Genomic DNA, 22,620 nt, shown 5'->3' with positions numbered 1-22,620 from the left:
CGGTCCTACCAGTCGACGAATTGTGGGGGCGGGTCGTAGAGCCCGTTCGACCAGCGCACCAGGCCCTTGATGTCCTGTGTGGCCAGCAGGCTGCGGCTCGCCTCAGACGGGCGCACGCCGACATCCTCGGGCAACTGGACGATGCCGCGTGCCCGCAGGTCTTCGGTCTCACGTTTCTTGCGCTTGAGTCCGACTGGCGTGTAGCCGGCGACCGCTCGGATGGCCGCCTGACGTTCGGCGACGGACCGGCAGGCCGCGAGGTTCGCGATACCTTCCTCGGTGACGATGTGGGTGACGTCGTCGCCATAGATCATCACGGGCGTGACACCGTGCAGCGCCTTGCGAATGCCCGGGTCGGTGGCGTCGAGTTCCTCGACGAAGGTCGGCACGCGGCCGGCCTGGAAAGTCTCGACCATCTGGACGACGAGCTTGCGACCGGGCGGCGAGCCAGGGCCGGGATTGGCTTCCGCGCCGGCCTTCAGCCAGGCTTTCGTCGGATGGCGGCGGCCGGTCGGCTGGCAGCCCATGTTGGGCGCACCGCCGAAGCCGGTGATGCGGTTCTTGGAGACGGTCGAGGAGTTGCCGTTGATGTCGATCTGCAGCGAGGCGCCGATGAACATGTCGATGGCGTAGTGGCCGGCGAGCTGGCCCATCGCTCGGTTGGAATGGAAACTGCCGTCGCGCCCGGTGAAGAAGACGTCGGAGCGCGCCGCGGTGTAGCGCTCCATGCCGACCTCGCCGCCGACGGCGAAGACGCTCTCGACCCAGCCGGACTCGATGGCGGGGATCATCGTCGGCAGCGGGTTGACCATCCAGTACTTGCAGATCTTGCCCTTGAGGCCGAGCCGTTCGCCGAAGGTCGGCAGCAGCAACTCAATGGCGGCCGTGTTGAAGCCGACGCCGTGATTCAGCGACTGAACCTCGTACTTCTCGTAGATGCCGCGCAGCGCCACCATGGCCATCAGCACCTGGACGTCGGTGATGGCGGCCGGGTCGCGCGTGAAAAGCGCCTGGAGATGCATCGGGTAGGGGGCCTCGACGACGAGGTCGACCTGGTCGGCCGGAACGTCGATGCGCGGCAGCTTGTCGACGATCTCGTTGACCTGGGCGAAGACGATGCCGTCGGAAAAGGCGGTCGGCTCGACGATCGCGGGCGTCTCCTCGGTATTGGCGGCGAGGAAGAGGTTGCCCTTGCGATCGGCCTTCGCCGCGGCAATCAGCGCCACGCGCGGCGTCAGGTCGATGTAATAGCGCGCGTACAGCTCGTTGTAGGTGTGGATCGCGCCAACCGGGAACTTCTTCGCCTTCACGAGATCGGCGACGGCGGTGCCCTGTGGGCCGGCGTAGCAGAAGTCGACCTGCTTGATCATGCCCTTGTTGAAGAGCTCGATATGGGCCGGCAGGGTGATGCAGGACATCACCAGATGGATGTCGCGAAGGTCCTTCTTGCCGAGCGTCGCGAGCTGGTTGGCGAGAAAGTCCGCCTGCTTCTGGTTGTCGCCCTCGAGGCAGAGGATGTCACCGGGCTCGATGATGCGCCGTAGCACCTCCGGCACATTCCCCGGGCTCACGAATTTACCGCGCGCCAGCTTGCCGACCCGTGCGATCCGCTCGGACTTGTTCTGGCGGCGCTTCGCCGATTTTGCAGTGATCATGTGACGTTTTTCGTCTATCCGTTGGAGCCGGTCAATGTGCTAGAGCGAAGGATGCTTATGTTTGAAATACCCTTCGGCACGACCGATTGGGAAGCCGTCGAGCGCACCGAACATCCGGGCGAGACCGGCAAGGCGTTCTGGCGGACCAGGACCTTCAACAACATCCGCGTGCGGATCGTAGAGTATACGCCCGGCTACCTGGCGGATCACTGGTGCCAGAAGGGCCACATCCTGCTGGTGCTCGAAGGCGAGCTGTCGACCGAGCTCGCCAACGGCAAGACAGTGGAGTTGAAACAGGGCCAGAGTTACCAAGTCGCCGACAACACGCTCGGTCACCGGTCGAGCACGGCGACCGGTGCCAAACTCTTCATAGTGGACTGACATGACGGACATGATCGGATTTATCGGCGTGGGCACCATGGGCGAACCCATGTGCCGCAATCTCGCGCGCAAGAGCGGTATGACCGTCCTCGCCGCCGATCGTGACAAGGCGCCTCTCGAGCGGCTGGCGGCCGATGGCGTGAAGACGGCCTCGGTCGAGGAGATTGCCTCGAGCTGCCGGACGATTTTCCTCTCCCTGCCGGGCGGCAGGGAAGTCGAGGAAGTCTGCCTGGGCGACAGCGGCCTGGTCTCGAAGGCCAGGCTCGGCTGGACGGTGGTCGACCTCAGCACGGCGCCGCCGATCCTGGCGCGGCGTCTCTACGAGGAGTTCCAGGGCAAGGCTTCGGCCTTCGTCGACGCCCCGGTCGCGCGCACCCGGCAGGCCGCGATCGACGGTACGCTCTCGATCATGGTGGGGGCGACCGCGCCGACTTTCGAGCGCATCGCGCCGCTGCTGAGCCACATGGCGAGCGAGGTCACGCATTGCGGCGACGTCGGCGCGGGCCAGACCGTCAAAATCCTGAACAACATGGTCCTGTTCCAGACCGTGGTCGCACTCGCAGAGGGCCTGTCGATCGCCCGCGCGAACGGCGTCGACGGCAAGATCTTGTTCGAGACGCTGACCAAGGGCTCGGCCGATTCCTTCGCGCTGCGCAACCACGGCATGAAGGCGCTGCTGACGGGTGTCTTCCCGGAGCGGGCCTTCTCCACCAAGTACGCCCTGAAGGACCTGAGCTATGCCATCGACATGGCCGAGCAGGCCGGCGTGCCGGCCCTCGGTGCCGACGTGGCGCGCGAGGTGATGGAGCGCGCCGTGGAACTGGGCCATGGCGAGGAGTACTGGCCGGTCCTGCTCAAGGCGATCGAGGACGCAACCGGCAAAGGCGGCGCCTGACGCTACCCGGCTTCCCGATATCCCTTCTCGTGCATGCAGGCGGCTGCGAGGCGGGCCTCCTCGTAGGCTTTGAAGGTTTCGACGCGCTGCTGCCATTCGAGATAGCCGACCTGCCGGCCGCCGTTCCAGCCCAGCGGGTAGGGGTACGGAAAGCTGAACGAGTAGAGGCGATCGATGGCGGCCAGGGCTTCCTGTCGGCAGGAGGCGAGATCGTTCGAGGCGTCGGAGGGCGTGGTGCCGGGCTTCTGCCAGGGGCCGGGGCCGGCGCAGGCTACCACCGCAAACAACAGGAAAAGAGCGATGGCTCGCAAGGACGCTGCGCGGCGCCCTACAGCCTGAACCGCAGGCTGGCGCGCGTGCCTTCGACGCCGGTGTCGTACTCGACCTTGGACTGGAGGTTTGCGGCCATCGCGGTGACGACGCGCGTTCCCAGGCCGGTGCCCTGCGCCGCCCCGGAGCCTTTCCAGCCCACGCCGTCGTCCTCCACCGCGAGAGAGACGGTGTCTTCGCCGATCTTCTGAAGGATTACCCGGATCTCACCGCGCATCGCGGCGGGATAGGCGTATTTGTAGGCGTTGGTCAGCAGTTCGGTGACGATCACGCCGATCGACACGGCCTTGTCGGTGGGTACGCGGATGTCGGCATCGGCATGCAGGGCTACGGTGTTCTTCTTGTCGGCGGCGTCGATGGCGGCGCTCAGCTCGTCGACCAGACTCATCAGATACGAGCCGAGTTCGACGATCCGGACGTCCGACGAGGTGTAGAGGCGGCGATGGATGCCCGCCACCGCCATGATGCGCGCCTGCATTTCCATCAGGGCGCTGCGAGCCGATTCGTCCTGGACGGCGTTGGCCTGCAGGCGAGCCAGGGAGGCCACCAGCGCCAGCGAGTTGGCGACGCGGTGATTGACCTCGTGCAGCAGCAGTTCGGCGCGGTCGCGGGCCTCGCGGATCGTGCGCTGGGCTTCTTCCGCCTCGGCCTTGAGCCGTTGCTGCTGCAGGGAGGAGCGGATGGCCGAGCCGAGCAACTCGCGGAAATGGCCTTGCACATCCTTCCAGACATAGTCGGCGGCGCCTGCTTTGAGCGCGGCCACGGCGACGCGCGCATCTTCAGAGCCGGTCACATAGACCACCGGCAGGTCGACGGTGACGCGCTGGATCTTTGCCAGCACGTCGAGACCCGTCTCATTGGTCAGATTGTGATCGAGGGCGATGGCATCAAATTTTTCGCCGGCCAGGAGCGCAATCCCCTCGTCCCCGGAGGCGACGTGCCGGATGCTGATGCCGTGCGGCGCGAGCGCGCGCTCCACCAGCCTGCCGATACCCGCATCGTCGTCGATGTAGAGGACGCGGACCTGATCCATCGTCAATCGGTGGCCGGAACCTGCATCACGGAGAGGAAGAGGCCGAGCTGCTGGATGGCATTGGCGAAGCTCTCGTAGTTCACCGGCTTGGTGATGTAGACGTTGGCGCCGAGGTCGTAGCAGCGCTTGATCTCGCGCTGGTCGTCGGTCGTCGTCAGCACGATGACGGGCGAACGCTTGAGGTGCGTGTTCGATTTGACCTTCGCGAGAATGTCCACGCCGGTCATGTCGGGCAGGTTGAGGTCGAGCAGGATGAGCAACGAGCGCGCGCTGCTTTCCTCGCCGCTTCCGTCGGCGCCGAACAGGTATGCCAGTGCCGAGGTCCCGTCCTTGAAGGCGACGATCTCGTTGTTGACGCCGGCGCGACGGATATTGCGCTCGATCAGCCTCGCATGGCCTTCGTCGTCTTCCACCATGACGATGGAAACGGGCTTGGCGTTCATTCGCAGCCTCTACCTGTTTTCGTTGAGTCTCAGCCGTCGCGGCAAATCTATCCGAAACGTCGTACCGCGACCAAGTTCGGACTGCACGGTAATATCGCCGCCCAGCCGTCGTACCAGCGCACGGACATGGGCGAGGCCGATTCCTTCGCCGGGCCGATCCTGGGCACCCGCTCGGCGGAACAGCTCGAAGATGCGCTCATGGTCCTGTTCGGCGATGCCGCGGCCATTGTCGGTGATGTCGATCTGCACGCGACGGGCGGTCTCGCCGGTGGTGATCACGATGCGTCCGGGCCGGTCGCGCGCCAGATACTTGACCGCATTGTCCACGACGTTGCCGACGACCTGCTCCATCGCCAGTCTGTCGCTGAAGAGGGCAGGGGCCGATGAAGGGACCGCGATCTCTGCGCCGACCTCTTCGGTTTGATGTCGAACGCTGGCGGCGGCATTCTTGAAGAGCGTGACGAGATCGACCGGTTCCGGGCGCAGCTCGCGGCGTCCCTCGCGGGACAGCTTGAGGATGGCATTGATCAGCCCGTCCATCTTGCCGGTCGACGCTCGTATGAAACGCAGGGCCTCAGGGATGTCCTCCTCGGTCGCCAGTCGGGCCTTGTCCGCAAGTTTGGTGTCGCCGGCGACGAAGGGCCCGACCGACTTCATGGCGGCTTCCAGTTCGCTGGTGAAGCCCATGATGTTCACCAGCGGCGAACGCAGGTCGTGGCTCACGATGTAGGCGAAGCGCTGGATCTCGTCGTTGGCGCGGGTGAGGGCCTCGGTGCGTTCCGCGACGCGCTCCTCCAGACCGACGTTCAGGGCCTGCAGTTCTGCCCGGGCTGCCACCAGGTCCCGCGTGTACTGCACCACCGTCCAGGAAGCGCCGGCGGCGAACAGGACGATCAGGAGACTGCCCGCCGCTGTGACCCAGGTGAGAATCTCGGCGCCGTCGGTCACCGCCTCCAGACGGGCGGTAACCCTGCCTTCGGCATTCGCGATCAGGTGGGCAAGCTGTGTTCGCGCCTTTTCCATGAGCAGCCGCCCACGATCCGACAAGACGGTTTGGATCGCTGCGTCGCGCTGGCCGGCTTTTGCCTGTTCGATGGTCTCGGTCAGCTCCGCCATCTTGGCATCGAGCACTTCGGAGAGCTCGTCGACTGCGGCCAACTGTGTGGGGTCTCTGGCCACGAGCTCCCGCAGGGTGGCGATGTCCTTGCGCAGCCGCGGCTGCGCACGCTCGAACGGATTGAGATAGCGGGACTCGCCGGTCAGCAGATAGCCGCGCTGCCCCGTCTCGGCGTCGATGGTCGATGCCAGGAGATTAGTGGTGAGAGCGCGTACATCGCGCTCCACCACGGCCTCTTCGGCATGTTGCGCCGTGCGGACGGAAAGCCATGCCGAAACGGCGACGATGGCCAAAAGCGCAAGCACGCCGGCGGCGAGGAAGGCGATCGTCCGGCGGGCGAACGATGAAGCGAACAGGGGCATGAAAGCTGAGGGACTCGCAGAGGCAATACGGATACCTGCGGGCCTTCAGGCATCGGCCAGGATAATACGGAAAGGAAGTTGCACGTCCATCTGCAACGTTCAGCGCTGGTCGATGTCCCCATCGCTCAGCAAACCGGCGCGAAGTGCCGCCTCCATCGCGGTGTCGAGATCGAAGACCTGTTGCGTGGCGAATCCCGGGTAGCGGTCCGTTGGCTGGGCGTTCGACAAGACCGACAGGGCGTCGGCATCGGCACGTGCCTCGAACCCACACAGGATTTCCGGGAATCCGGAGGCCCGCGAGACCGTCAGGGCGAAGCCACCCTTCGACACGGCCATGCGTCCGATGACGCGGTGGAGCAGGTCACGGAGACCACGCAGTCGGCGGCTTCCGATCTCGTCGGCGCCCACGTCGACCGCTACGGCGACGACGAGATGCCCTTGCGGAAAATTCTTGAGGAAGGCCGGCCACGACAGACTGCGCATGCCGCACGCAACGCAGGTGTCTCGCAATCGCTGCCTCACATGCGTAATACTGTCCGCAGCGAGGATAGAATTGCTTTCGGGGAGATTTGGGATGGCGCGGATCGCGGTTGGCGGTTTTCAGCATGAGACGAACACCTTTGCGCCGCAGCAGGCGACCTGGGAGGAATTCGTGCGCGCCGATGCCTGGCCGCCATTGCTGCGCGGCGCCGAGATGATTCCCGGGGTCGAGGGCTTCAACATCCCGATCGCCGGCGCGGTCAGGAAGCTGACGGAGCTGGGGCACGAGATCGTGCCGCTCGCCTGGGCGGCCGCATCGCCGGCCTCCTACGTGACCGAGGACGCCTACGAGAAGATGTGGGCATTGTTCGACGAGGATCTGAAGAAGCACGGACCGTTCGACGCGATCTATCTCGACCTGCACGGCGCCATGGTCGCCGAGAACACCGAGGACGGGGAGGGCGAGTTGCTGCGCCGGATTCGCGGCCTCGTGGGCGAGGAGCTGCCGATCGTGGCCAGCCTCGACTATCACGCCAACCTGACGCCCGAGATGGCCAAGCTCGCCACGGCGCTTGTCGGCTATCGCACCTATCCGCATATCGACATGGCGGTGACCGGCAGCCGCGCGATCGAACTGCTGGACAAGCTGCTGCGCGAGAAGCGGCCGGTCTATCGCGCCTACCGCCAGCTCGACTTCCTGATCCCGCTGGTCTGGCAGTGCACCTTCATCGAGCCGGCCAAGGGCATCTTCGACCTGGTGGGCGAACTCGAGGCCGGAGAGAAGAGCCACAACCAGGGAATCGTCAGCGTCACCCACACGCCGGGTTTCCCGCCGGCCGACATCGCCCAGTGCGGCCCGGCGCTGGTCGTGTACGGCCACGACAAGGAGGCCGTCGAGGCCGCGGCCGATAAGCTCGCCGCCACGGTCAAGGCGCAGGAGAAGGCGTTCGACGGCGAGTTGCTCGATCCCGACCAGGCCGCGCTGCGGGCCATCGAACTCTCGAAGAATGCCACGAAGCCGATCGTTCTGGCCGACGTGCAGGACAATCCCGGTGCCGGCGGCACTTCCGACACGATCGGCCTGCTGGCGGCCCTGATGCGTAACAAGGCCAAGGGCGCGGTGATCGGCATGATCGTCGACGAGGGCGCGGCGAAGGAGGCTGTCGCAACCGGCGAAGGCAACGTCATGCGCCGCGGCATCGGTGCGGTCGTTGGGTACGGCGGCGAAAAGCCGGTCGAAGCCGACTGGCGCGTGGTCAAACTGAGTGACGGCGTCTTCACCGGCACCGGCCCGTTCTACGGCGGCGCCAAGTTCCAGATCGGGCCGATGGCGCTCTTGACCGACGAGGCGTCGGGCGTGTCTGCCGTCATCGCGTGCAAGCGCGTACAGGCGGCTGACCAGGAAATGTTCCGCGCGGTCGGGGTCGAGCCTTCGAAGGTGCCGATCCTGGCGCTCAAGTCGACGGTTCATTTCCGCGCCGACTTCCAGCCGATCGCCGAGACGATCCTGGTCGTGCAATCGACCGGCGCCCACATCACCGATCCTGTGGACATGCCCTACAAGCACCTGCGCAAGGGCATCCGCCTGAAGCCCATGGGACCCGTGCACGGCGGCTGAGGGCTCTCCCGGCTATTGCTGGGGAACGACCTTCACCAGGTGATTGGGCTTCCAGCCGGGGACCACTTCCATGCGTCTTTGCCACCAGCGCGGCAGTCCCGCGGGGTTGGTCTTGCGCTGGAGATAGAAGCCCTGCAGCGGGCTGACGAACTCCCATATGCGGCGTAGTTCCTTGACCGGCGCATCGTGGACGTCGACTCGCAGATCCACGAGCGGCACGGGTTCGGGCCCGTGGACAAGAAGCGCGGCTGACGTCAGCCCTTCCGGCTGCCCGTTCGAGCGCGCGCCGGCTTCCAGGGCGCGCACCAGTCGCTCCGCCAGTGAAAGCTCACCACCCTGGGTGGCGCTGAACTCTTTCCACGTGTCGTCCAGGCAGGTCTCGGTGAGGACGTTCCCGGCGACGGCGAACCCTTCGCCGAGCCGGTGGCCGCAATGCGCAGGGGCATTCGCTCCGGTGAAGCCGGCGACGCGGCCGAACATGTCGACCAGCGTCACCTGGCGGCTCTGCCAATAGGGATCCTTGATGGCGAGTTCCGCCAGCGCGCCTTCGGCCGAGGCCCCCGCTGAGAGCAACTGGCCGGCCAAGGCCCGGTGAATGGGGGAGGCAACCACCTGATAGGCCACGGCGGCACGCCTTCCGACGACCAGCGGCACGGCACTCCCGACCATGGGCGAATAGGTCGCGACGGCCACGCCGTACTGGCCGCTGCGCGGACAGCAGGCAACGATGGAGTAAGTCATTTCTTCTTCCTTTCCAGAACGTCAGGGTTTCAGGGCGGCCTTCGCGCGCTCCCAGTCGCGCTGGAACGTGGCGCGCAGCGATTCCACATCGGGTGGGCCGAGCAACAGGCCCATGGCCTCGATGCGGCGGCGTACCTCCGGCTCGCTCAGGATTGCCGATATCTCCGCGTTCAGCCGGGCGATCACGTCAGGCGGCGTCGCGGCCGGTGCGAAGAGCGCGTTGATTGCCAGCGCGTCGATGGGCACGCCCGATTCCAGCAGGGTGGGCACGTCGGGAAAGTCCGGCACGCGATGTGCCATCGCCGTCGCCAGGACGCGGAGCTTGCCGTCGCGCACCAGCGGCATCTGCACGGCCGCCGAGCCGACGTTGACCTGAATGACGCCGGCCAGCAGGTCGAGGTTGAGCGGCGGCAATCCCCGATAAATGAGATGCTCCATCCGGCTGCCGGCGGCTTTCTCAAGGGCGAGACAGGCCTGATGGTCGCCGCCGCCTTCGCCCAGGATGCCGCAGTTCAGCTTGCCGGGATTGGCACGCAGGTAGGCCAGGAATTCCGGCATGTCGTTCGCCGGCACGGAGGGATGAACCACGAGCACGCTCGGCAGGCCGGCCACGAAGGCCACGGCGGCGAGATCCTTCGTCGGATCGAAGCGGAGGTCCTTCATGTTGGCGGCCACCGGCAGAATGGCGCTGCTGTTCATCAGAAGGGTACGGCCGTCGGGTTTGGCACCGGCGACGAGCTGGGAGGCGATGACACCGCCGGCACCGGCTCGATTGTCGGCGATGACCGATACGCCAAGGCGCGCGGAGAGTCGCTCCGCCACGATTCGGGCGAGAGTGTCCGTGATGCCGCCCGCCGCGTAGGGGACCACGATGGAGATGGGGCCGCCGGGCCAACCCGATTGAGCCGATGACGGCGCGGCAAACATCAGAGTCAGCAGGAAGACACAGAGGCGGCCGATGCCGTTCATGGTACAGCTCCCGGATGTGGAGCCTCCTCAATACAAGGCCCGGCGTCTCCGGACGTTGGCAAAGGGGATAAGGCAGGCTGCGCAGGATTCGCAGGCTGGCCCGTCTCTCAGCCGGCGATTAGGAAGCTGCTGGCGGAGACCATCGCGGCGATCTCCTCGCCGAGGACGTCGGCCAGGTGCCGCGCCGCGCGCGACGGCTTACGATCGCCGGAGAGACCGAGCATCAGCGTGCGGACGATCGGAGGATCGTCGATCGGCGCGGCCGAGAGTTTGCCGCTTTCGAGATCGGCCCGCACCGCATGAAGCGAGACGAATACATGGGCCAACCCGTTGGCAGCCAGCGTTCGCAACGCCTGGAGTGCGCCGACCTCGAAACGCACGTCGAGGGACATCCCGCGCTCTCTTGCAAGCGCCTCCAGATGCCGCCGAAAGGACTCGCTGGTGTCCGGCAAGGCCAGCGACACGTCGGCCAGATGTGAAAAGGGCAGCGGCCGATCCAGCCGGTAGTCGCGGGAGCGGTCACCGGCCAGGAGGAGGCGCTCGGAGAACAACGGTCTCAGGGGCGGCCCTGGCGTTGCTTTCCTGTCGAAGAACAACGCAACGTCGAGATCGCCGGCTTGCAGCATGCGCTGCAGCTGGGTCGACACGCCGCCGACCAGTCGGATGTTGACCGCGGGATGGCGTGGCATGAAGCCGGTCGCCAGGCGTGTGCTCAGCGTGTCGAGCAGGAGCCAGGGAATGCCGACGGCAACCTTGCCGGCGATGGCCTCATGGGAAGACTGCATCTCCGCCTTGAGCTGATCGAGTGACGCAAGGATGGGTTGCGCACGCTCGATCAGATGACGTCCCGCCTCGGTCGGAGTGAGGCCGCGACCGTGGCGGCGAAACAGGGGGGTGCGGAACTCCGCCTCGAGAAGGCGGATCTGGCGGCTGAGGGCCGTCTCGACGATGCGCAGTCGCTCGGAGGCCTTCTTCAGGCTGCCGACTTCGGCCACCACGAGCAGGGTCTGCAACTGGCGCAAGTCCATCTCTGCTCACCCACTGTCTTGTGCTTCTGCAACCTGCCTAGCACGGAAGGCGCCAAACCCCGTCAGTCGTCGGCGAAGGCCGGCCGTAGCGCCCAGACCATCGGCAGGGTGGTGAGCGCGACGCAGGCGACGGCGACGAGCGCCGTGGTGAGGCCCACCACGTCGCCGAACAGGCCGAACAGCAAGGGGCCCGTCGCGCCGGCGACGGAGCCGCCGGTATAGAAGACCGCGAAGGCCTTGGTCCGCCGCTCCGGGCTGACGAATTCCGGGATGGTGCCGTAGAGGACGGACGAGGTGCCGTTCAGCACCAGGCCCACGGCCGGCAGCAGCAGCAGAGCGAAGTCGAGCGAGAGCGGCAGGGCGGCCAGGATGAACAGGGTCGTGGCGGCTTCGGTAAGCAGCACCGACGGCACGACGCCGAGCTTCTGACCGACCCAGCCCATCACCAGCTTGCCGGCGGCGCCGCCCGCGAACATCAACGACAGGCCGAGGCCGATCGTCGGCAGGTCGGCGCCCTTGTCTCGCAGCAGGAACGGCAGAAAGATCAGGAAGCCGGTCCGCACCAGGTCGTCGGCGATGTGGATCGAGAACAGCAGCCAGTAGGCCCAGGGCCGGTCCTGTCCGGCGACCGCCTTCGACGCTTCCGCCGTGCCGTGCATCACGATGGGCTTCAGCGAGGCCAGGATGATGCCGGCGCCAAGGACGGCGAGGGCGGCCATGACGACCAGTGCCTGCTGCCACCCGAGCGAGGCCGCGATCAGGGCGAAGAGGGCCGGCAACAGGACCTTGCCGACGTCGCCGGTGAAATTGTAGGTGCCGAGCGCCGTGCGGGAGCGCGGGCCGTGATAGGCGGCGGCGACCAGGCTGGAGCCGATGGGATGCTGGGTACTGGCGCCCAAGCCGGCGAGGAGTAGCCCAGCAATGACGCCGTAGAGCGAGCCGCTGAGTCCCGCCAGTGTGTACCCGCCGGCGATCAGCAGCGTGCCGATGGCCAGGATACGGACACCGCCGAAGCGTTCGGCCAGATGGCCCGACGGGATCTGGCCGGTGGCCATGGCGCCGGAATAACAGGTCTTCAGCGCGCCGATGGCGCCGTAGCTCAAGCCGAACTGTGACTGCAGCAGCGGGTAGAGGACGTTCAGGAGGTCGGTGAAGCCATCGTGCAGGGCATGCGCGCCGCCGCAGACGGTGAGGGTGCGGCGGGCGGTGGAGGGTACCGAGACGGTGATTGTCATCTCACCGTCACAATACTAGCGGCCGGGTATCCGGTCGAACCAAAAGGCGGTCTGCTGCTGGAAATCCTGCTCGGCGAAAGCGGTGTCCGCGATGACGGTGGGCTTGCCGTTGCGGGCGTAGCGCACGCTCACGAGGCGCTTGAAGGCGGTATCGGCGGAATGGAGGATCAGTACGTCGCCCTGGCGGCGCTGAAAGACGAACTCGTGATACTTGCGGATGTTCACGAGGTTCACGACGTAGCGGCCGTCGTCACCGTCGTCGGCCAGCTGGCGCACCGGAATGTCGCGACCCTGGTTGGTGATGCCCATCAGCGCGAAGGCCTCAGGCGCGGTCATGTTGTCCCGCCCGGTCCTCTGGATCAGCGCCACCAGACGGTCGCCGCGCGGCGAGAGCGTGTACTTGGGCGCGGGCGTCGTGGTGCAGGCGGCCAGCGGCAGGAGCGTGGCCGAGAGCAGGAAGCCGCGACGAGTCGATGCGAGGGTGCTCAAACCTTGTCCTTCTCCATGTCGATCTCGATGGGGGCGATCTCCGCCAGCACGCCGCCCCGCACCGCGCGGAAGAAGCAGTTGTGCCGGCCGGTGTGGCAGGCGACGCCGGTCTGCTCGACGAGCGCCAGCAGCGTGTCGCCGTCGCAGTCGATGCGCAGCTCCACCAGGGTCTGGATGTGACCCGACGTGTCGCCCTTGCGCCATGGGCCTTTGCGCGAGCGCGACCAGTAGCACGCACGGCCCGTGCGCATCGTCTCGGCCACGGCGGCGCGGTCCATCCAGGCCATCATCAGCACTTCGCCGGTGTCGTGCTGCTGGGCGATCGCCGGCACGAGACCCTGCGCATCGAACTTGATGACGGCGAGGGCCGCGTCGATCTCGGGCTGGCGGTAGGTGGTCGGGGTCATTGCAGGGGGCATGACTGGGGACATGGGGCGAGCCTTGGCCTCCGGAAGGAACGGCGCGTATAATCGTCGCTCAATCCGTTGGCAAATCGGAGTCCCGTGAAGAAACCGGCCAAAGCGGCGCCCACCGGGCACGCCCACGATCACGAGCACTGTGTCGAGGACGCAATCGCCGCGGCCGAGAAACTTTGTGCCGCCAAGGACCTGCGCTTCACGCCGCTGCGTCGCCGGGTGCTGGAACTCGTCTGGTCGAGCCACAAGCCGGTCGGCGCCTATGCGCTGCTCGACAGTCTGCGCAACGAGGACCTCGGCTCGGCGCCGCCCACCGTCTACCGCGCGCTCGACTTCCTGATCGAGAACGGACTGATCCACCGTATCGAGCGCATGAACGCCTTCGTCGGCTGCAGCCATCCGGGCGAGGCCCATCGCGGTTTCTTCCTGATCTGCGGCGAGTGCGGCAACGCCGAGGAGATCGAAGGCGATGGCCTGTCCGACGCCATCGCCGCCAGCGCCACCCGCCGCGGCTTCACCGCGCGCGACATGACCCTGGAAGTGACCGGCATCTGCGGCGAGTGCCGGGACGCCTGATTGACCGTTCGCTGCCCTAGGGTGAAGGCAACCGGGAAACGACGTACACCCACGGCAAGGCATAATAGAATTGGCCGGCCTCGGCGCGAGCCTCAAGGCGGGCCAGCCATGCCCCTGCCTCATCATCTGTAACGCCGGACTCTCGCGCTAGAGAGACCATTCCCTCGAGATGTTGCCGGGCATAGCTATTCCTCGACAGCGTTCGATCCACGAACAGTACGGTCTCCGTGACAGCTGTCGAGAGCGGGCTGGCGCCAACGAGGCCGGGAAGTTGCCGTCCCATTTGACCGTCCGAGACTTCTTGCCATTCCTGAGTATGGTCGGCGTATCCATGAACCAAACGCCTTGTCAGGTCGCGGTCATCGCTTGCCAGCAGCACGCCATCAAAATCATGATGGCCAATGACTGCAACGCCTCCGGGCTTCAGAATTCGTGCGATATCCGTAAGCAATGCCCCTTTGTCGGGGATGCATTCAATGACGTTCTGACAGACGATCGAATCGAAACGCTCTGCCAGGAAAGGTAGCGTGTCGTCGATCCTGACGTTGGTCAGTGTGAGGCGACCGTTAGCGATCTCCTCGGGAAATCCTGACCTGATCGCATCAAGGCTCCGCTGGTCGCGATCTGCCCCAACAACTTCGCCTGATGGTCCCGATGCCGCTAGGAGATAGGGCAAAGTCAGACCTTTGCCGCAGCCGAGGTCCAGTACTTTTCCATTCGCAGGAATCTCTGCCAGCGCAGCAACCCGAGCATGAAAGCTGTCGGGTGACCATTCTGGATTCAAGGAACGCATGAACGTGCTCTGGCATTTCCACTATCGATCGGAAGACCGGCAGTACAGGCAGGCTCGTGCGTCGTAATTAATCCATGGACTGAGCCGCTCGTCGAGCGGCTCAGTCCATGACGACGAGGGTGGATCAAGCGTTATGCGCCCGGTTCAGGCGCTCGAAGCCCTCGGCCAGGTCGGTCTTCAGATCCTCGACATCTTCCAGTCCGATATGGACTCGCAGGAGCTGCTTGCCCTCGGGCCACGGCACGGCGGTTCGATACTGGTCGGGATGGGCGGGGATCATCAGGCTCTCGTAGCCGCCCCAGCTCGCGCCCATGCCGAAGATGTCCATGCCGTCGAGCATGGCGGCCACGGCGGGGCGCTTGATGCCGTCGCGCAGTGTGAAGGAGAACAGACCCGACGAGCCCTGGAACTGCTTCTTCCAGTTCTCGTGGCCGGGGCAGTCGGGCAGGGCCGGGTGCAGCACCTTGTCGACTTCGGGCCGGGTCTTCAGCCAGTTCGCGATCTCGAGGCCGCTCTTCTCGTGATGGCGCAGGCGTACGCCCATGGTGCGCAGGCCACGGAGCGCGAGGTAGCAATCGTCGGGGGCGGCGTGGAAGCCGAACGATTGGCAGGCCGTCTTCGCCGTCTCGAACATCTCGCGCGTGGCGCAGGAGATGATGCCCATCATCGCGTCCGAGTGGCCAACGATGTACTTGGTGCCGGCGTGGATGGAGATGTCGCAGCCATGGTCGAATGGCTTGAAGTAGAGCGGCGTCGCCCAGGTATTGTCGATCATCACGGTCGCGCCGGCCTTCTTCGCGACCGCGGCCATGCCGTCGACGTCCTGGACCTCGAAGGTCTGCGAGCCCGGCGCCTCGAGATAGAGGACCTTGGTGTTCGGGCGCATCAGCTTGGCGATGCCCTCAGCGCCAATCATCGGGTCGAAGTAGGTCGTCTCGACGCCGAAGCCCTTCAGGGTCGTGTTGGCGAAGCGGCGCGCCGGACCGTAGGCATTGTCGGTCACCAGCATGTGGTCGCCGGTCTTGAGGAAGCCCACGATGGCGCCGGTGACGGCGGCCAGGCCCGACTGAACGGCGATGGAGCGGTGCGCGCCTTCGATGGCGGCGACGGCGTCTTCCAGGGCCTTCTGCGTCGGCGTGCCGTTGCGGCCGTAGCCGAAGCCCTCGAACGGAATGCGGTTCTCGAACTTGTCCATGGTCGGCGAGAGGATCGTCGACGCGTGATAGACGGGTGGATTGACGATGCCGAAATTGTTGTCCGGGTCGCGGCCGGAGACGGCCAGAACGGTGTCGGGGCGGGTATAGGTTTTCTTGGAGGTCATGACTCGACTATGGCAAGGCGTTGAAGGGAGATCGGAGATCAGGGGCCGGTGACGATGGGCGTATCGGCGCGGCCGCCCCATTCGGTCCACGAGCCGTCGTAGACCGCGGCCTCGGGAGAGCCGGTGAGATAGAGGGCCAGCGCGATGACGCAGGCGGTGACGCCGGAGCCGCAGCTCGCCGTCACCTTCTTCGACGGATCGATGCCGGAGGCGGCGATGCGGGCGGCGAGCTTGTCGGCCGGCAGCATCGCGCCGGTCGTCGGATCGAGCAGCTCGTTGTAGGGGAGGTTGAAGGCGCCCGGCATGTGGCCGCCCCGCAGGCCCGCACGCGGCTCCGGCGCCTCGCCGCGGAATCGAGCGGCGGCGCGGGCGTCGACGATCTGCTCACGCTTGCTTTCGATCAGGCCCAGCACGTCGTCGACCGAACGGACCAGCGTATTGTTCAGGCGCGACGTGAAGTGGCGCTCGCGCGGCGGCGTCGGATCGTCGGTGACAGGCCGGCCTTCGCTCATCCACTTCGGCAGGCCGCCGTTCAGGACCGACACGTCCTTGTAACCCATGGCGCGGAACATCCACCACACGCGGCAGGCGCCGGTCATCGGCGTGGTGTCGTAGATCACGATCTTGTTGCCGTCGCCGAGGCCCAGCTTGCGGACGCGGGCGGAGAACTTCTCCGGCGGTGGCAGCATGTGCGGCAGTGGGCTGGTCGTGTCGGCGATCTCGTCGATGTCGAAGAACACCGCGCCCGGAATGTGCTGATTCACGAACTCGGCCTTGGGATCGCGCTTCTGCGCTGGCAGGTAGAAAGAGCCGTCGACGACGCGCACGTCGGGCGCATCGAGCCGGGCGGCAAGCCAGTCGGTGCTGACGAGGGCGTCGGGCCTTGCATAGTCCATGGGAACTCTTCCTCTTAGGCTTTCATGTTGCTCGCCCCCGCGAGGGGGAGAGAGGCTAGGTGAGGGGGGCGTCGAAGGTTGTGCGCAACCCCCTCACCCAACCTCTCCCCCGAGCGGGGGAGAGGAACTTGAATTAGGCCAGCGCGATGATGAAGCGCCGGTTCATCTTTCCCTTGTTCTCGATCTTGATGCATTCGACCCTGCCGATCTCGCTGCTGCGGGCGACGTGGGTGCCGCCACAGGCCTGCAGGTCGACGCCCTCGATCGACAGGAGACGGACGCGTCCGGCGCCCATTGGCGGCCGCACGCTCATCGTCTTCACGAGCTCGGGGCGCGACGTCAGTTCCTCGTCGGTGACCCATTGCTGCGTCACCGGACGGTCGAGCGCGATCAGCTTGTTGACCTCCTCGGTCACCCATTCCTTGGTCGGGACTTCGCCTTCGAGATTGAAGTCGAGACGGCTCTTGTCCGCTCCGACCTGGCCGCCGGTGACGTTGCCCTTGATGACCGCCGAAATCACGTGCAGCGCCGTGTGCATGCGCATGTGCAGGTGGCGACGCTCCCAGTCGAGGATCGCATGGACCTTGGTCCCGACATCCGGCCGTGGCGCATGCGGGGCCAGCACGTGCAGCACGTCGCCGCCGTCGGCTTTCACCGAATCGACGATCCGCGCCTCGCCACCGTCCCAGCGCAGCAGGCCGGTGTCGCCGGGCTGCCCGCCGCCGGTGGGATAGAAGATCGAGCGGTCCAGCCGCACGCCGCGCTCCTCGACGGCGGTCACGGTGGCGTCGGTTTCCTTGATGTAGGCGTCCTGCCTGAAGAGTTCTTCGACCATGACCGGGATTTAGGCCTTCGCCAGACGCGCCGCAACTTCGTCGCCGGTCGGCATGGCTGGCGCGGCGCCCAGGCGTTCGACCGAGCAGGAGGCTGCGGCGCTGGCGAACCGTGCGGCCTCCGCCGGTGTTCGCCCTGCGGCCAGCTGCGAGGCCAGGGCACCCACGAAGCAGTCGCCGGCGCCCGTCGTGTCGACGACTTCCGTCTGGAAAGCGGGAATGGTGTCGACGCCCGTCGCGCCGACGACGACGGCGCCGCGCGGGCCCAATGTCGCGATCACGGCTCGCGCGCCGCGCTCGCGCAGGACGTTGCAGGCCGCGACGACGTCGTCCATCGAACTCGCCGAGTCGAGCCTGGTGCCCGTCGCCTGGGAGAGCTCGATCTCGTTCAGCACGGCGACATCGACCGATTGCAGCAGCGCTGACGGATGCTCGGCATAGGGCGCGAGGTTGAGGACGGTGCGGGCGCCGGCCGCGTGGGCGCGGGTGAGGATTTCCTGTGTGGCGGCAAGCGGCGTCTCGAACTGCGCCACCCACACTTCGTCGCGGCGTGGCTCGTCGTGCAGCATCGCGGCGGTGAAGTGCATGTTGGCGCCCGACGCGACGGTGATCGAATTGTCGCCTTCCGCGACCTGGATCAGCGCCACGCCCGTCGCCGGCCCGTCGATCTCGGTCACGCCGGTGCTGTCGACGTCGTTGTCGGCCAGGTAACCGCGCAGGCTGTTGGCGAAGGCATCGTCGCCGACCGCGCCGACCATGGCAGTGGGCACGCCGAGCCGCGCCGAGGCGATCGCCTGGTTGAGGCCTTTGCCGCCGGGGAGGAACGAGACTTCCGCGCCCAGGAGCGTTTCCCCCGGCGCGGGCCGCCGGGCGCTCTGCACGACGACATCCATGTTGAGGCTGCCGCAGACGACGACCCGGCTCATGCGGGCGCGCTCACGCCATCCAGCGCGGGAGCGGCAGGTTCTTCTCGCGCAGGAAGTCCGGGTTGAAGAGCTTGGATTGATACCGGCTGCCGCCGTCGCAGAGGATGGTGACGACGGTCTTGCCCGGTCCGAGTTCGCGGGCGAGGCGCATGGCGCCCACGACGTTGATGGCGGTCGAGCCGCCCAGCACCAGGCCTTCATGTTCGATCAGGTCGAACAGGGCGGGCAGGGCCTCCTCGTCGGTGATCTGATAGGCCATGTCGATCGGCGTGCCTTCGAGATTGGCCGTGACGCGGCCCTGGCCGATGCCTTCCGTGACCGAGTTTCCCTCGGCCTTGAGCTCGCCCTTGGCGAACCAGTTGAACAGCGCCGAGCCCATGGGATCGCTGAGCGCGATCTTGATCTCGGGGTTCCGCTCCTTCAGGGCCCGCGCCACGCCGGCCAGGGTGCCGCCGCTGCCGACCGAGCAGGTGAAACCGTCGACCTTGCCGTCGGTCTGGTCATAGATTTCTGGCCCCGTCGTGCGGTAGTGGCCGTCCCGGTTGGCCGTGTTGTCGAACTGGTTGGCCCAGATCGCGCCGTGCGGTTCCTTGGTCGCCAGCTCCTCGGCCAGCGCACCCGAGAAGCGGACATAGTTGTTGGGGTTGGAGTAGGGCGCGGCCGGGACGAGGCGCAGGTCGGCGCCACACAGGCGCAACATATCCTTCTTCTCCTGGCTCTGCGTCTCCGGCATTACGATGACCGAGCGGTAGCCGCGCGCATTGGCGACCAGTGCGATGCCGATCCCGGTATTGCCGGCCGTGCCCTCGACGATCACGCCGCCCGGCCTCAGTTTCCCGCTCTTCTCCGCGTCCTCGATGATGGCAAGCGCGGCGCGATCCTTCACGGAGCCGCCCGGATTGAGGAACTCGGCCTTGCCGTAGATGTTGCAGCCCGTCGCCTCGGAGGCGGCGCGCAGCTTGATCAGCGGCGTGTTGCCGATGCTATCGATGAAACCCGACCGGACGTTCATGACCTACTCGCTCTGCTGACGCTGCGCCGCCCCCGAGCCGGACCGTAGACAGGGAGCAGGGGGGATCGCAACCGGACGATACCGTTTGGCGGCATGATTGGCCCGGAATTCGCATGGTCCCTATCGGGCTCGTGCGCCCTGCAGGGCCCAGATTGGAAGATCCCATGAGTGCGCCTGCCGCTGTCCATTCGAACTGGGCGAGCCTCGTTCATCCGAACGGCGATCCCATCCGTCTCAATCATCAGGACTTCGTGGCCATCGACCGCGATCGGGACGCGACCTACGACCCGATCTATCGACCGCAGGCGCTCTACAATCGCGTGATCAACGGTTTCCAGGCAAACAACGAGGCCTTCCTGCTGCAGGAAGTCGCGACGAACCTGCCGATCTACCGGCCGGACGCCGGGCCGACCGATTTCCACCTCCATCTTCCACCGGGCGGCTTCCAGCTGGTGCTGGTCACGTCGGGGCTCTTCACCTTCGACTATGACGGGCTGCTGCATCATGTCGGGCCGGGCGCGCTGATCCTGCAGAGCGCGATCGTGCACCGGCAGAGTTCCTACAGCTGGTCGGGACTTCCGACGGACGCGAACCTCAAGACCGCGCAGACGGTCGTGCCCGATCCGCTCTCCATGGGCTACTCGGGCAAGTTCATCGAGGCGTTCATAACCGAGCCGACGACCTTCCCCAATCCCACGGTGGTCCACTCGGACGAGATCGACGAGGCCGAGACGCCGCGTCTGGCCTGGAGCCATCCGTTCCACGACCGCCCGCCGGCGGCGAGCTTCTGGTTCCAGGATCCGCTGTCGCTCGACGCGCTCTACCGTCCGTTGCCCGACGGCATCGTGAAATCACCCATGCCCGCCCACGTCCGTGACCTCGCTATCGTGGCGCCAAGCGGACATCTTGTCGTCGGCCACATCATTGCCACCGACCCGCGCGGCCAGTCCCTGCTGCCCAAGGGCACGGCCGGTGCCGCCGACATCACGGGACTGGGGAAGGGCGAGGTCGTGGTCTACCGCGTCATTCGCGGCACCGCCGAGTTCAAGGACGGGGCGGGCAAGCGGTTCGAACTCGCGATGGGAGATTCGATCACCGCCGGGAAAAACGCGGCGACGCTGGTGGGGCTGGGGGAGAATACGCAGCTTCTCCGGCTCGGCCTCCTCAAGGGCATGGACGATCTCCGCCGATGGACGACGGCCCAGCGCGACGAGATCGACGGGCTGGCCGGCCGCATCGTCACCCGTACGGAGGCGCGGCCGCAACGTACCCAGGGCAGGCCGGTCGGGTTTCTTTACGAGTAGGGCGACGCCTCAGGGCCAGCGATTGCGGAGCTCGTCGCGGTGGAGCGCGAGCCATTGCAGGGCGATCACGGCGGCCGAGTTGTCGATCTCATCGCGAGCGAGCAGTGCCAGCGCGTCGGCAAACGGCATCGTCTTCACGAGGATGTCCTCGTTCTCCGTGGCGAGCCCGTGGACGCCACCGACGCCGGTGGAATCGATCCGTCCCAGAAAAATGTTGCAGGTTTCCGAGCAGGCGCCGGGGCTCAGCACGAGGCTGTAGAGCAGCATGATATCCTGAATCTCGATCGCGGCCTCCTCGACCGCCTCGCGCCGCGCCACATCTTCCGGCGTCTCGCCGTCCTCGATCATGCCGGCCACGATCTCCCAGCACCAGGGATGGCGCCCGGCCGCGAAGGTGCCGGCACGGAACTGGCGGATCAGCACGACCTCGTCGCGGACCGGGTCGTAGGGCAGCACGGCGGCAGCCTGGCCACGTTCGAAGACCTCGCGGTCGAACGCGCCGCTCACGCCGCCGCGGTAGAGGCTGTGGTGGAACCGGTAGCGGGCGAGACGGAAGTAGCCCTGGAAGGCTACCGTCCGTTCGAGCAGTTCGGCCTTTTCACCGGGCAGCGCGACCGAAGGCATGACATGCACTCCATAAGCGAAAAGGGGCCGCTCTCTTTCGAGAACGGCCCCCAATTGGCTCCGGAGGTAGGAATCGAACCTACGGCCGGGCGATTAACAGTCGCCTGCTCTACCGCTGAGCTACTCCGGAATGAAACTCGTCGCGACGGCGGTAACTCTGCCGCGAAGGCGCGGTCTTGTGACAGAGCATGTCGGCTCATGCAAGACCTCTCGCTTGTGCATTCGTGGAGGCCCGGGCCGGAGTCGAACCGGCCTGGAAGGATTTGCAGTCCTCTGCATAGCCGCTTTGCTACCGGGCCGCACGAAAGCGCGCGGTGCTATACTCATGGTGTGACGGACCGGTCAAGCCGGGCGCGACGGAGAGACCTTTGACGCTGTCGTCCGCTGCCGCCTATATAACACCGCTACATCTAGGGGGCAGCCGATGACGGATTTCGCGCTCGCGCGACGCAACATGGTGGACGGGCAGCTCCGGCCCAACCGGGTCAACGATGCCGGACTGCTGGCGGCGCTCAGCGAACTGCCGCGGGAGCGTTTCCTGCCCGAGGCGCTGCGGTCGGTTGCTTACGCCGACGATGACGTGCCGCTGGGCAACGGGCGCTTCATGATGGAGCCGATGGTGCTGGCGCGTCTCATCCAGATCCTTCAGCCTCGCCCCGAGGACAAGGCCTTGGTCGCAGCCGCCGGCCTGGGCTATGGGGCGGCCATTCTGGGCCGGCTGACGAAGTCGGTCGTAGCAGTGGAGGCCGATGCGGGCCTTGCCGCAGCTGCCCGCAAGACCCTGCAGGAACTGGGCGTGACCGGCGTCGAGCAGGTGGCGGGCCCGGCCGAGCAGGGCGCCGCAGCATCCGCTCCCTATGACATCGTCCTGATCGAAGGCGCGGTGCCGGAAGTTCCTGGGGCCATCGCCGATCAGCTCGCCGAGGGTGGGCGCCTGGCGACGGTCATTGCCGATCCGAGCGGCGCGCTCGGGGTTGCGCATCTCTTCGTGAAGCAGGGCGGAGTGGTGTCGGGGCGGCCTTTGTTCGATGCCGGCACGCCCTTGCTGCCGGGTTTCGCGCGGCCCGCCCGCTTTACCTTCTGACGCGTTCAGGTCTTTCCCATGCCGAGGGCTACCCACAGTGTTGCGCCTGATGCTAGGGT

The 22,620-nt window shown here is 66.3% G+C and carries 25 protein-coding genes and 2 tRNA genes; 6 read left to right on the top strand and 21 right to left on the bottom strand.

The window, feature by feature from the left end; genetic code table 11:
• Positions 1 to 5 precede the first annotated feature (5 nt).
• Entirely contained in the window at positions 6 to 1,655 is a 1,650-nt protein-coding gene (mdcA, locus tag ACT6UX_RS05460; RefSeq protein ID WP_444774118.1) for a malonate decarboxylase subunit alpha, read from the bottom strand.
• Between the two features lie 51 nt (positions 1,656 to 1,706).
• Between mdcA and ACT6UX_RS05455 the strand changes: the two genes are divergently transcribed.
• The gene (locus ACT6UX_RS05455; RefSeq protein WP_444774117.1) at positions 1,707 to 2,036 is read left to right on the top strand and encodes a DHCW motif cupin fold protein; all 330 of its coding nucleotides are present in this window, start codon (positions 1,707 to 1,709) and stop codon (positions 2,034 to 2,036) included.
• A gap of 1 nt (position 2,037) precedes the next feature.
• Entirely contained in the window at positions 2,038 to 2,931 is an 894-nt protein-coding gene (locus ACT6UX_RS05450; protein ID WP_444774116.1) for an NAD(P)-dependent oxidoreductase, read from the top strand.
• Between the two features lie 2 nt (positions 2,932 to 2,933).
• Here ACT6UX_RS05450 and ACT6UX_RS05445 read toward each other — a convergent pair whose 3' ends face one another.
• The 5 genes from ACT6UX_RS05445 to ACT6UX_RS05425 form a co-directional block, all read right to left on the bottom strand.
• Complete coding sequence (locus tag ACT6UX_RS05445; RefSeq protein WP_444774115.1) at positions 2,934 to 3,242, bottom strand: hypothetical protein; 309 nt, start codon at positions 3,240 to 3,242, stop codon at positions 2,934 to 2,936.
• A gap of 17 nt (positions 3,243 to 3,259) precedes the next feature.
• A complete protein-coding gene (locus ACT6UX_RS05440) occupies positions 3,260 to 4,294 on the bottom strand; it encodes a sensor histidine kinase (protein ID WP_444774114.1) in 1,035 nt (344 codons plus the stop codon).
• A 2-nt stretch (positions 4,295 to 4,296) separates the two neighbouring features.
• Positions 4,297 to 4,737, bottom strand: coding sequence for a response regulator (locus tag ACT6UX_RS05435; RefSeq protein WP_422014103.1), 441 nt, complete (start codon positions 4,735 to 4,737; stop codon positions 4,297 to 4,299).
• 9 nt (positions 4,738 to 4,746) lie between these two features.
• Positions 4,747 to 6,147: a sensor histidine kinase gene (locus tag ACT6UX_RS05430; RefSeq protein ID WP_444774113.1), complete on the bottom strand. Its 1,401-nt coding sequence runs from the start codon at positions 6,145 to 6,147 to the stop codon at positions 4,747 to 4,749.
• Positions 6,148 to 6,315: 168 nt separating this feature from the next.
• A complete protein-coding gene (locus ACT6UX_RS05425) occupies positions 6,316 to 6,699 on the bottom strand; it encodes a hypothetical protein (protein ID WP_444774112.1) in 384 nt (127 codons plus the stop codon).
• 91 nt (positions 6,700 to 6,790) lie between these two features.
• Here ACT6UX_RS05425 and ACT6UX_RS05420 point away from each other — a divergent pair, with 91 nt between their 5' ends.
• Entirely contained in the window at positions 6,791 to 8,314 is a 1,524-nt protein-coding gene (locus ACT6UX_RS05420) for a M81 family metallopeptidase (RefSeq protein ID WP_444774111.1), read from the top strand.
• A gap of 12 nt (positions 8,315 to 8,326) precedes the next feature.
• Here the strand turns inward: ACT6UX_RS05420 and ACT6UX_RS05415 are convergent, their stop codons facing one another.
• The 6 genes from ACT6UX_RS05415 to hisI form a co-directional block, all read right to left on the bottom strand.
• The gene (locus ACT6UX_RS05415) at positions 8,327 to 9,055 is read right to left on the bottom strand and encodes a DUF1028 domain-containing protein (RefSeq protein ID WP_444774110.1); all 729 of its coding nucleotides are present in this window, start codon (positions 9,053 to 9,055) and stop codon (positions 8,327 to 8,329) included.
• A 21-nt stretch (positions 9,056 to 9,076) separates the two neighbouring features.
• Positions 9,077 to 10,024 (bottom strand): Bug family tripartite tricarboxylate transporter substrate binding protein, encoded by a 948-nt coding sequence (locus ACT6UX_RS05410; protein ID WP_444774109.1) that lies wholly within the window; start codon positions 10,022 to 10,024, stop codon positions 9,077 to 9,079.
• A gap of 107 nt (positions 10,025 to 10,131) precedes the next feature.
• On the bottom strand, positions 10,132 to 11,052 hold the full coding sequence (locus ACT6UX_RS05405) for a LysR family transcriptional regulator (protein WP_444774108.1): 921 nt from the start codon (positions 11,050 to 11,052) through the stop codon (positions 10,132 to 10,134).
• Between the two features lie 62 nt (positions 11,053 to 11,114).
• The gene (locus ACT6UX_RS05400) at positions 11,115 to 12,287 is read right to left on the bottom strand and encodes an MFS transporter (RefSeq protein ID WP_444774107.1); all 1,173 of its coding nucleotides are present in this window, start codon (positions 12,285 to 12,287) and stop codon (positions 11,115 to 11,117) included.
• 15 nt (positions 12,288 to 12,302) lie between these two features.
• The gene (locus ACT6UX_RS05395; protein WP_444774106.1) at positions 12,303 to 12,776 is read right to left on the bottom strand and encodes a hypothetical protein; all 474 of its coding nucleotides are present in this window, start codon (positions 12,774 to 12,776) and stop codon (positions 12,303 to 12,305) included.
• Positions 12,773 to 13,183: a phosphoribosyl-AMP cyclohydrolase gene (gene hisI / locus ACT6UX_RS05390; protein WP_444774105.1), complete on the bottom strand. Its 411-nt coding sequence runs from the start codon at positions 13,181 to 13,183 to the stop codon at positions 12,773 to 12,775. The genes ACT6UX_RS05395 and hisI overlap by 4 nt, the downstream gene beginning before the upstream one ends.
• Before the next feature lie 96 nt (positions 13,184 to 13,279).
• Between hisI and ACT6UX_RS05385 the strand changes: the two genes are divergently transcribed.
• Entirely contained in the window at positions 13,280 to 13,768 is a 489-nt protein-coding gene (locus ACT6UX_RS05385; RefSeq protein ID WP_444774104.1) for a Fur family transcriptional regulator, read from the top strand.
• A 16-nt stretch (positions 13,769 to 13,784) separates the two neighbouring features.
• Here the strand turns inward: ACT6UX_RS05385 and ACT6UX_RS05380 are convergent, their stop codons facing one another.
• The 6 genes from ACT6UX_RS05380 to ACT6UX_RS05355 form a co-directional block, all read right to left on the bottom strand.
• The gene (locus ACT6UX_RS05380) at positions 13,785 to 14,561 is read right to left on the bottom strand and encodes a methyltransferase domain-containing protein (protein WP_444774103.1); all 777 of its coding nucleotides are present in this window, start codon (positions 14,559 to 14,561) and stop codon (positions 13,785 to 13,787) included.
• A 124-nt stretch (positions 14,562 to 14,685) separates the two neighbouring features.
• Positions 14,686 to 15,882 carry a cystathionine beta-lyase gene (gene metC, locus ACT6UX_RS05375; protein WP_428682559.1) on the bottom strand — a complete coding sequence of 399 codons (1,197 nt, stop codon included), beginning with the start codon at positions 15,880 to 15,882 and terminating at the stop codon, positions 14,686 to 14,688.
• A 38-nt stretch (positions 15,883 to 15,920) separates the two neighbouring features.
• Positions 15,921 to 16,778, bottom strand: a complete 858-nt coding sequence (gene sseA / locus ACT6UX_RS05370; protein ID WP_444774102.1) for a 3-mercaptopyruvate sulfurtransferase — start codon at positions 16,776 to 16,778, stop codon at positions 15,921 to 15,923.
• Between the two features lie 133 nt (positions 16,779 to 16,911).
• Complete coding sequence (locus tag ACT6UX_RS05365; RefSeq protein ID WP_444774101.1) at positions 16,912 to 17,613, bottom strand: alanyl-tRNA editing protein; 702 nt, start codon at positions 17,611 to 17,613, stop codon at positions 16,912 to 16,914.
• 9 nt (positions 17,614 to 17,622) lie between these two features.
• Positions 17,623 to 18,537, bottom strand: a complete 915-nt coding sequence (locus ACT6UX_RS05360) for a ribokinase (RefSeq protein WP_444774100.1) — start codon at positions 18,535 to 18,537, stop codon at positions 17,623 to 17,625.
• A gap of 10 nt (positions 18,538 to 18,547) precedes the next feature.
• Positions 18,548 to 19,549 carry a cysteine synthase A gene (locus ACT6UX_RS05355; protein ID WP_444774099.1) on the bottom strand — a complete coding sequence of 334 codons (1,002 nt, stop codon included), beginning with the start codon at positions 19,547 to 19,549 and terminating at the stop codon, positions 18,548 to 18,550.
• 164 nt (positions 19,550 to 19,713) lie between these two features.
• Between ACT6UX_RS05355 and ACT6UX_RS05350 the strand changes: the two genes are divergently transcribed.
• Positions 19,714 to 20,853 carry a hypothetical protein gene (locus ACT6UX_RS05350; protein ID WP_444774098.1) on the top strand — a complete coding sequence of 380 codons (1,140 nt, stop codon included), beginning with the start codon at positions 19,714 to 19,716 and terminating at the stop codon, positions 20,851 to 20,853.
• A gap of 9 nt (positions 20,854 to 20,862) precedes the next feature.
• Here ACT6UX_RS05350 and ACT6UX_RS05345 read toward each other — a convergent pair whose 3' ends face one another.
• The 3 genes from ACT6UX_RS05345 to ACT6UX_RS05335 form a co-directional block, all read right to left on the bottom strand.
• Complete coding sequence (locus ACT6UX_RS05345; RefSeq protein ID WP_444774097.1) at positions 20,863 to 21,477, bottom strand: NUDIX domain-containing protein; 615 nt, start codon at positions 21,475 to 21,477, stop codon at positions 20,863 to 20,865.
• 55 nt (positions 21,478 to 21,532) lie between these two features.
• Positions 21,533 to 21,607 (bottom strand) — tRNA-Asn (locus ACT6UX_RS05340).
• A 95-nt stretch (positions 21,608 to 21,702) separates the two neighbouring features.
• Positions 21,703 to 21,776 (bottom strand) — tRNA-Cys (locus ACT6UX_RS05335).
• A 125-nt stretch (positions 21,777 to 21,901) separates the two neighbouring features.
• Here ACT6UX_RS05335 and ACT6UX_RS05330 point away from each other — a divergent pair.
• A complete protein-coding gene (locus ACT6UX_RS05330) occupies positions 21,902 to 22,561 on the top strand; it encodes a protein-L-isoaspartate O-methyltransferase family protein (RefSeq protein WP_444774096.1) in 660 nt (219 codons plus the stop codon).
• The last annotated feature ends 59 nt before the right edge of the window (positions 22,562 to 22,620 follow it).

The sequence above is a fragment of the Reyranella sp. genome, assembly GCF_052439685.1.
GTDB lineage: Bacteria > Pseudomonadota > Alphaproteobacteria > Reyranellales > Reyranellaceae > Reyranella.
The sequence above is the reverse complement of the archived record's forward strand: the minus strand, read 5'-3'. Positions and strand labels throughout refer to the sequence as shown.

Bases quoted from the DNA above. Each gene is read 5' to 3' on its own strand.
- ACT6UX_RS05380 (WP_444774103.1), bottom strand. From the start codon at position 14,561: ATGCGTTCCTTGAATCCAGAATGGTCACCCGACAGCTTTCATGCTCGG.
- ACT6UX_RS05350 (WP_444774098.1), top strand. From the start codon at position 19,714: ATGAGTGCGCCTGCCGCTGTCCATTCGAACTGGGCGAGCCTCGTTCAT.
- ACT6UX_RS05415 (WP_444774110.1), bottom strand. From the start codon at position 9,055: ATGACTTACTCCATCGTTGCCTGCTGTCCGCGCAGCGGCCAGTACGGC.
- ACT6UX_RS05360 (WP_444774100.1), bottom strand. From the start codon at position 18,537: ATGAGCCGGGTCGTCGTCTGCGGCAGCCTCAACATGGATGTCGTCGTG.
- ACT6UX_RS05425 (WP_444774112.1), bottom strand. From the start codon at position 6,699: ATGCGCAGTCTGTCGTGGCCGGCCTTCCTCAAGAATTTTCCGCAAGGG.
- ACT6UX_RS05365 (WP_444774101.1), bottom strand. From the start codon at position 17,613: ATGGTCGAAGAACTCTTCAGGCAGGACGCCTACATCAAGGAAACCGAC.
- ACT6UX_RS05345 (WP_444774097.1), bottom strand. From the start codon at position 21,477: ATGCCTTCGGTCGCGCTGCCCGGTGAAAAGGCCGAACTGCTCGAACGG.
- ACT6UX_RS05455 (WP_444774117.1), top strand. From the start codon at position 1,707: ATGCTTATGTTTGAAATACCCTTCGGCACGACCGATTGGGAAGCCGTC.
- ACT6UX_RS05435 (WP_422014103.1), bottom strand. From the start codon at position 4,737: ATGAACGCCAAGCCCGTTTCCATCGTCATGGTGGAAGACGACGAAGGC.
- ACT6UX_RS05405 (WP_444774108.1), bottom strand. From the start codon at position 11,052: ATGGACTTGCGCCAGTTGCAGACCCTGCTCGTGGTGGCCGAAGTCGGC.
- ACT6UX_RS05400 (WP_444774107.1), bottom strand. From the start codon at position 12,287: ATGACAATCACCGTCTCGGTACCCTCCACCGCCCGCCGCACCCTCACC.
- mdcA (WP_444774118.1), bottom strand. From the start codon at position 1,655: ATGATCACTGCAAAATCGGCGAAGCGCCGCCAGAACAAGTCCGAGCGG.
- ACT6UX_RS05355 (WP_444774099.1), bottom strand. From the start codon at position 19,549: ATGAACGTCCGGTCGGGTTTCATCGATAGCATCGGCAACACGCCGCTG.
- ACT6UX_RS05440 (WP_444774114.1), bottom strand. From the start codon at position 4,294: ATGGATCAGGTCCGCGTCCTCTACATCGACGACGATGCGGGTATCGGC.
- sseA (WP_444774102.1), bottom strand. From the start codon at position 16,778: ATGGACTATGCAAGGCCCGACGCCCTCGTCAGCACCGACTGGCTTGCC.
- metC (WP_428682559.1), bottom strand. From the start codon at position 15,882: ATGACCTCCAAGAAAACCTATACCCGCCCCGACACCGTTCTGGCCGTC.
- ACT6UX_RS05450 (WP_444774116.1), top strand. From the start codon at position 2,038: ATGACGGACATGATCGGATTTATCGGCGTGGGCACCATGGGCGAACCC.
- ACT6UX_RS05330 (WP_444774096.1), top strand. From the start codon at position 21,902: ATGACGGATTTCGCGCTCGCGCGACGCAACATGGTGGACGGGCAGCTC.
- ACT6UX_RS05420 (WP_444774111.1), top strand. From the start codon at position 6,791: ATGGCGCGGATCGCGGTTGGCGGTTTTCAGCATGAGACGAACACCTTT.
- ACT6UX_RS05410 (WP_444774109.1), bottom strand. From the start codon at position 10,024: ATGAACGGCATCGGCCGCCTCTGTGTCTTCCTGCTGACTCTGATGTTT.
- hisI (WP_444774105.1), bottom strand. From the start codon at position 13,183: ATGACCCCGACCACCTACCGCCAGCCCGAGATCGACGCGGCCCTCGCC.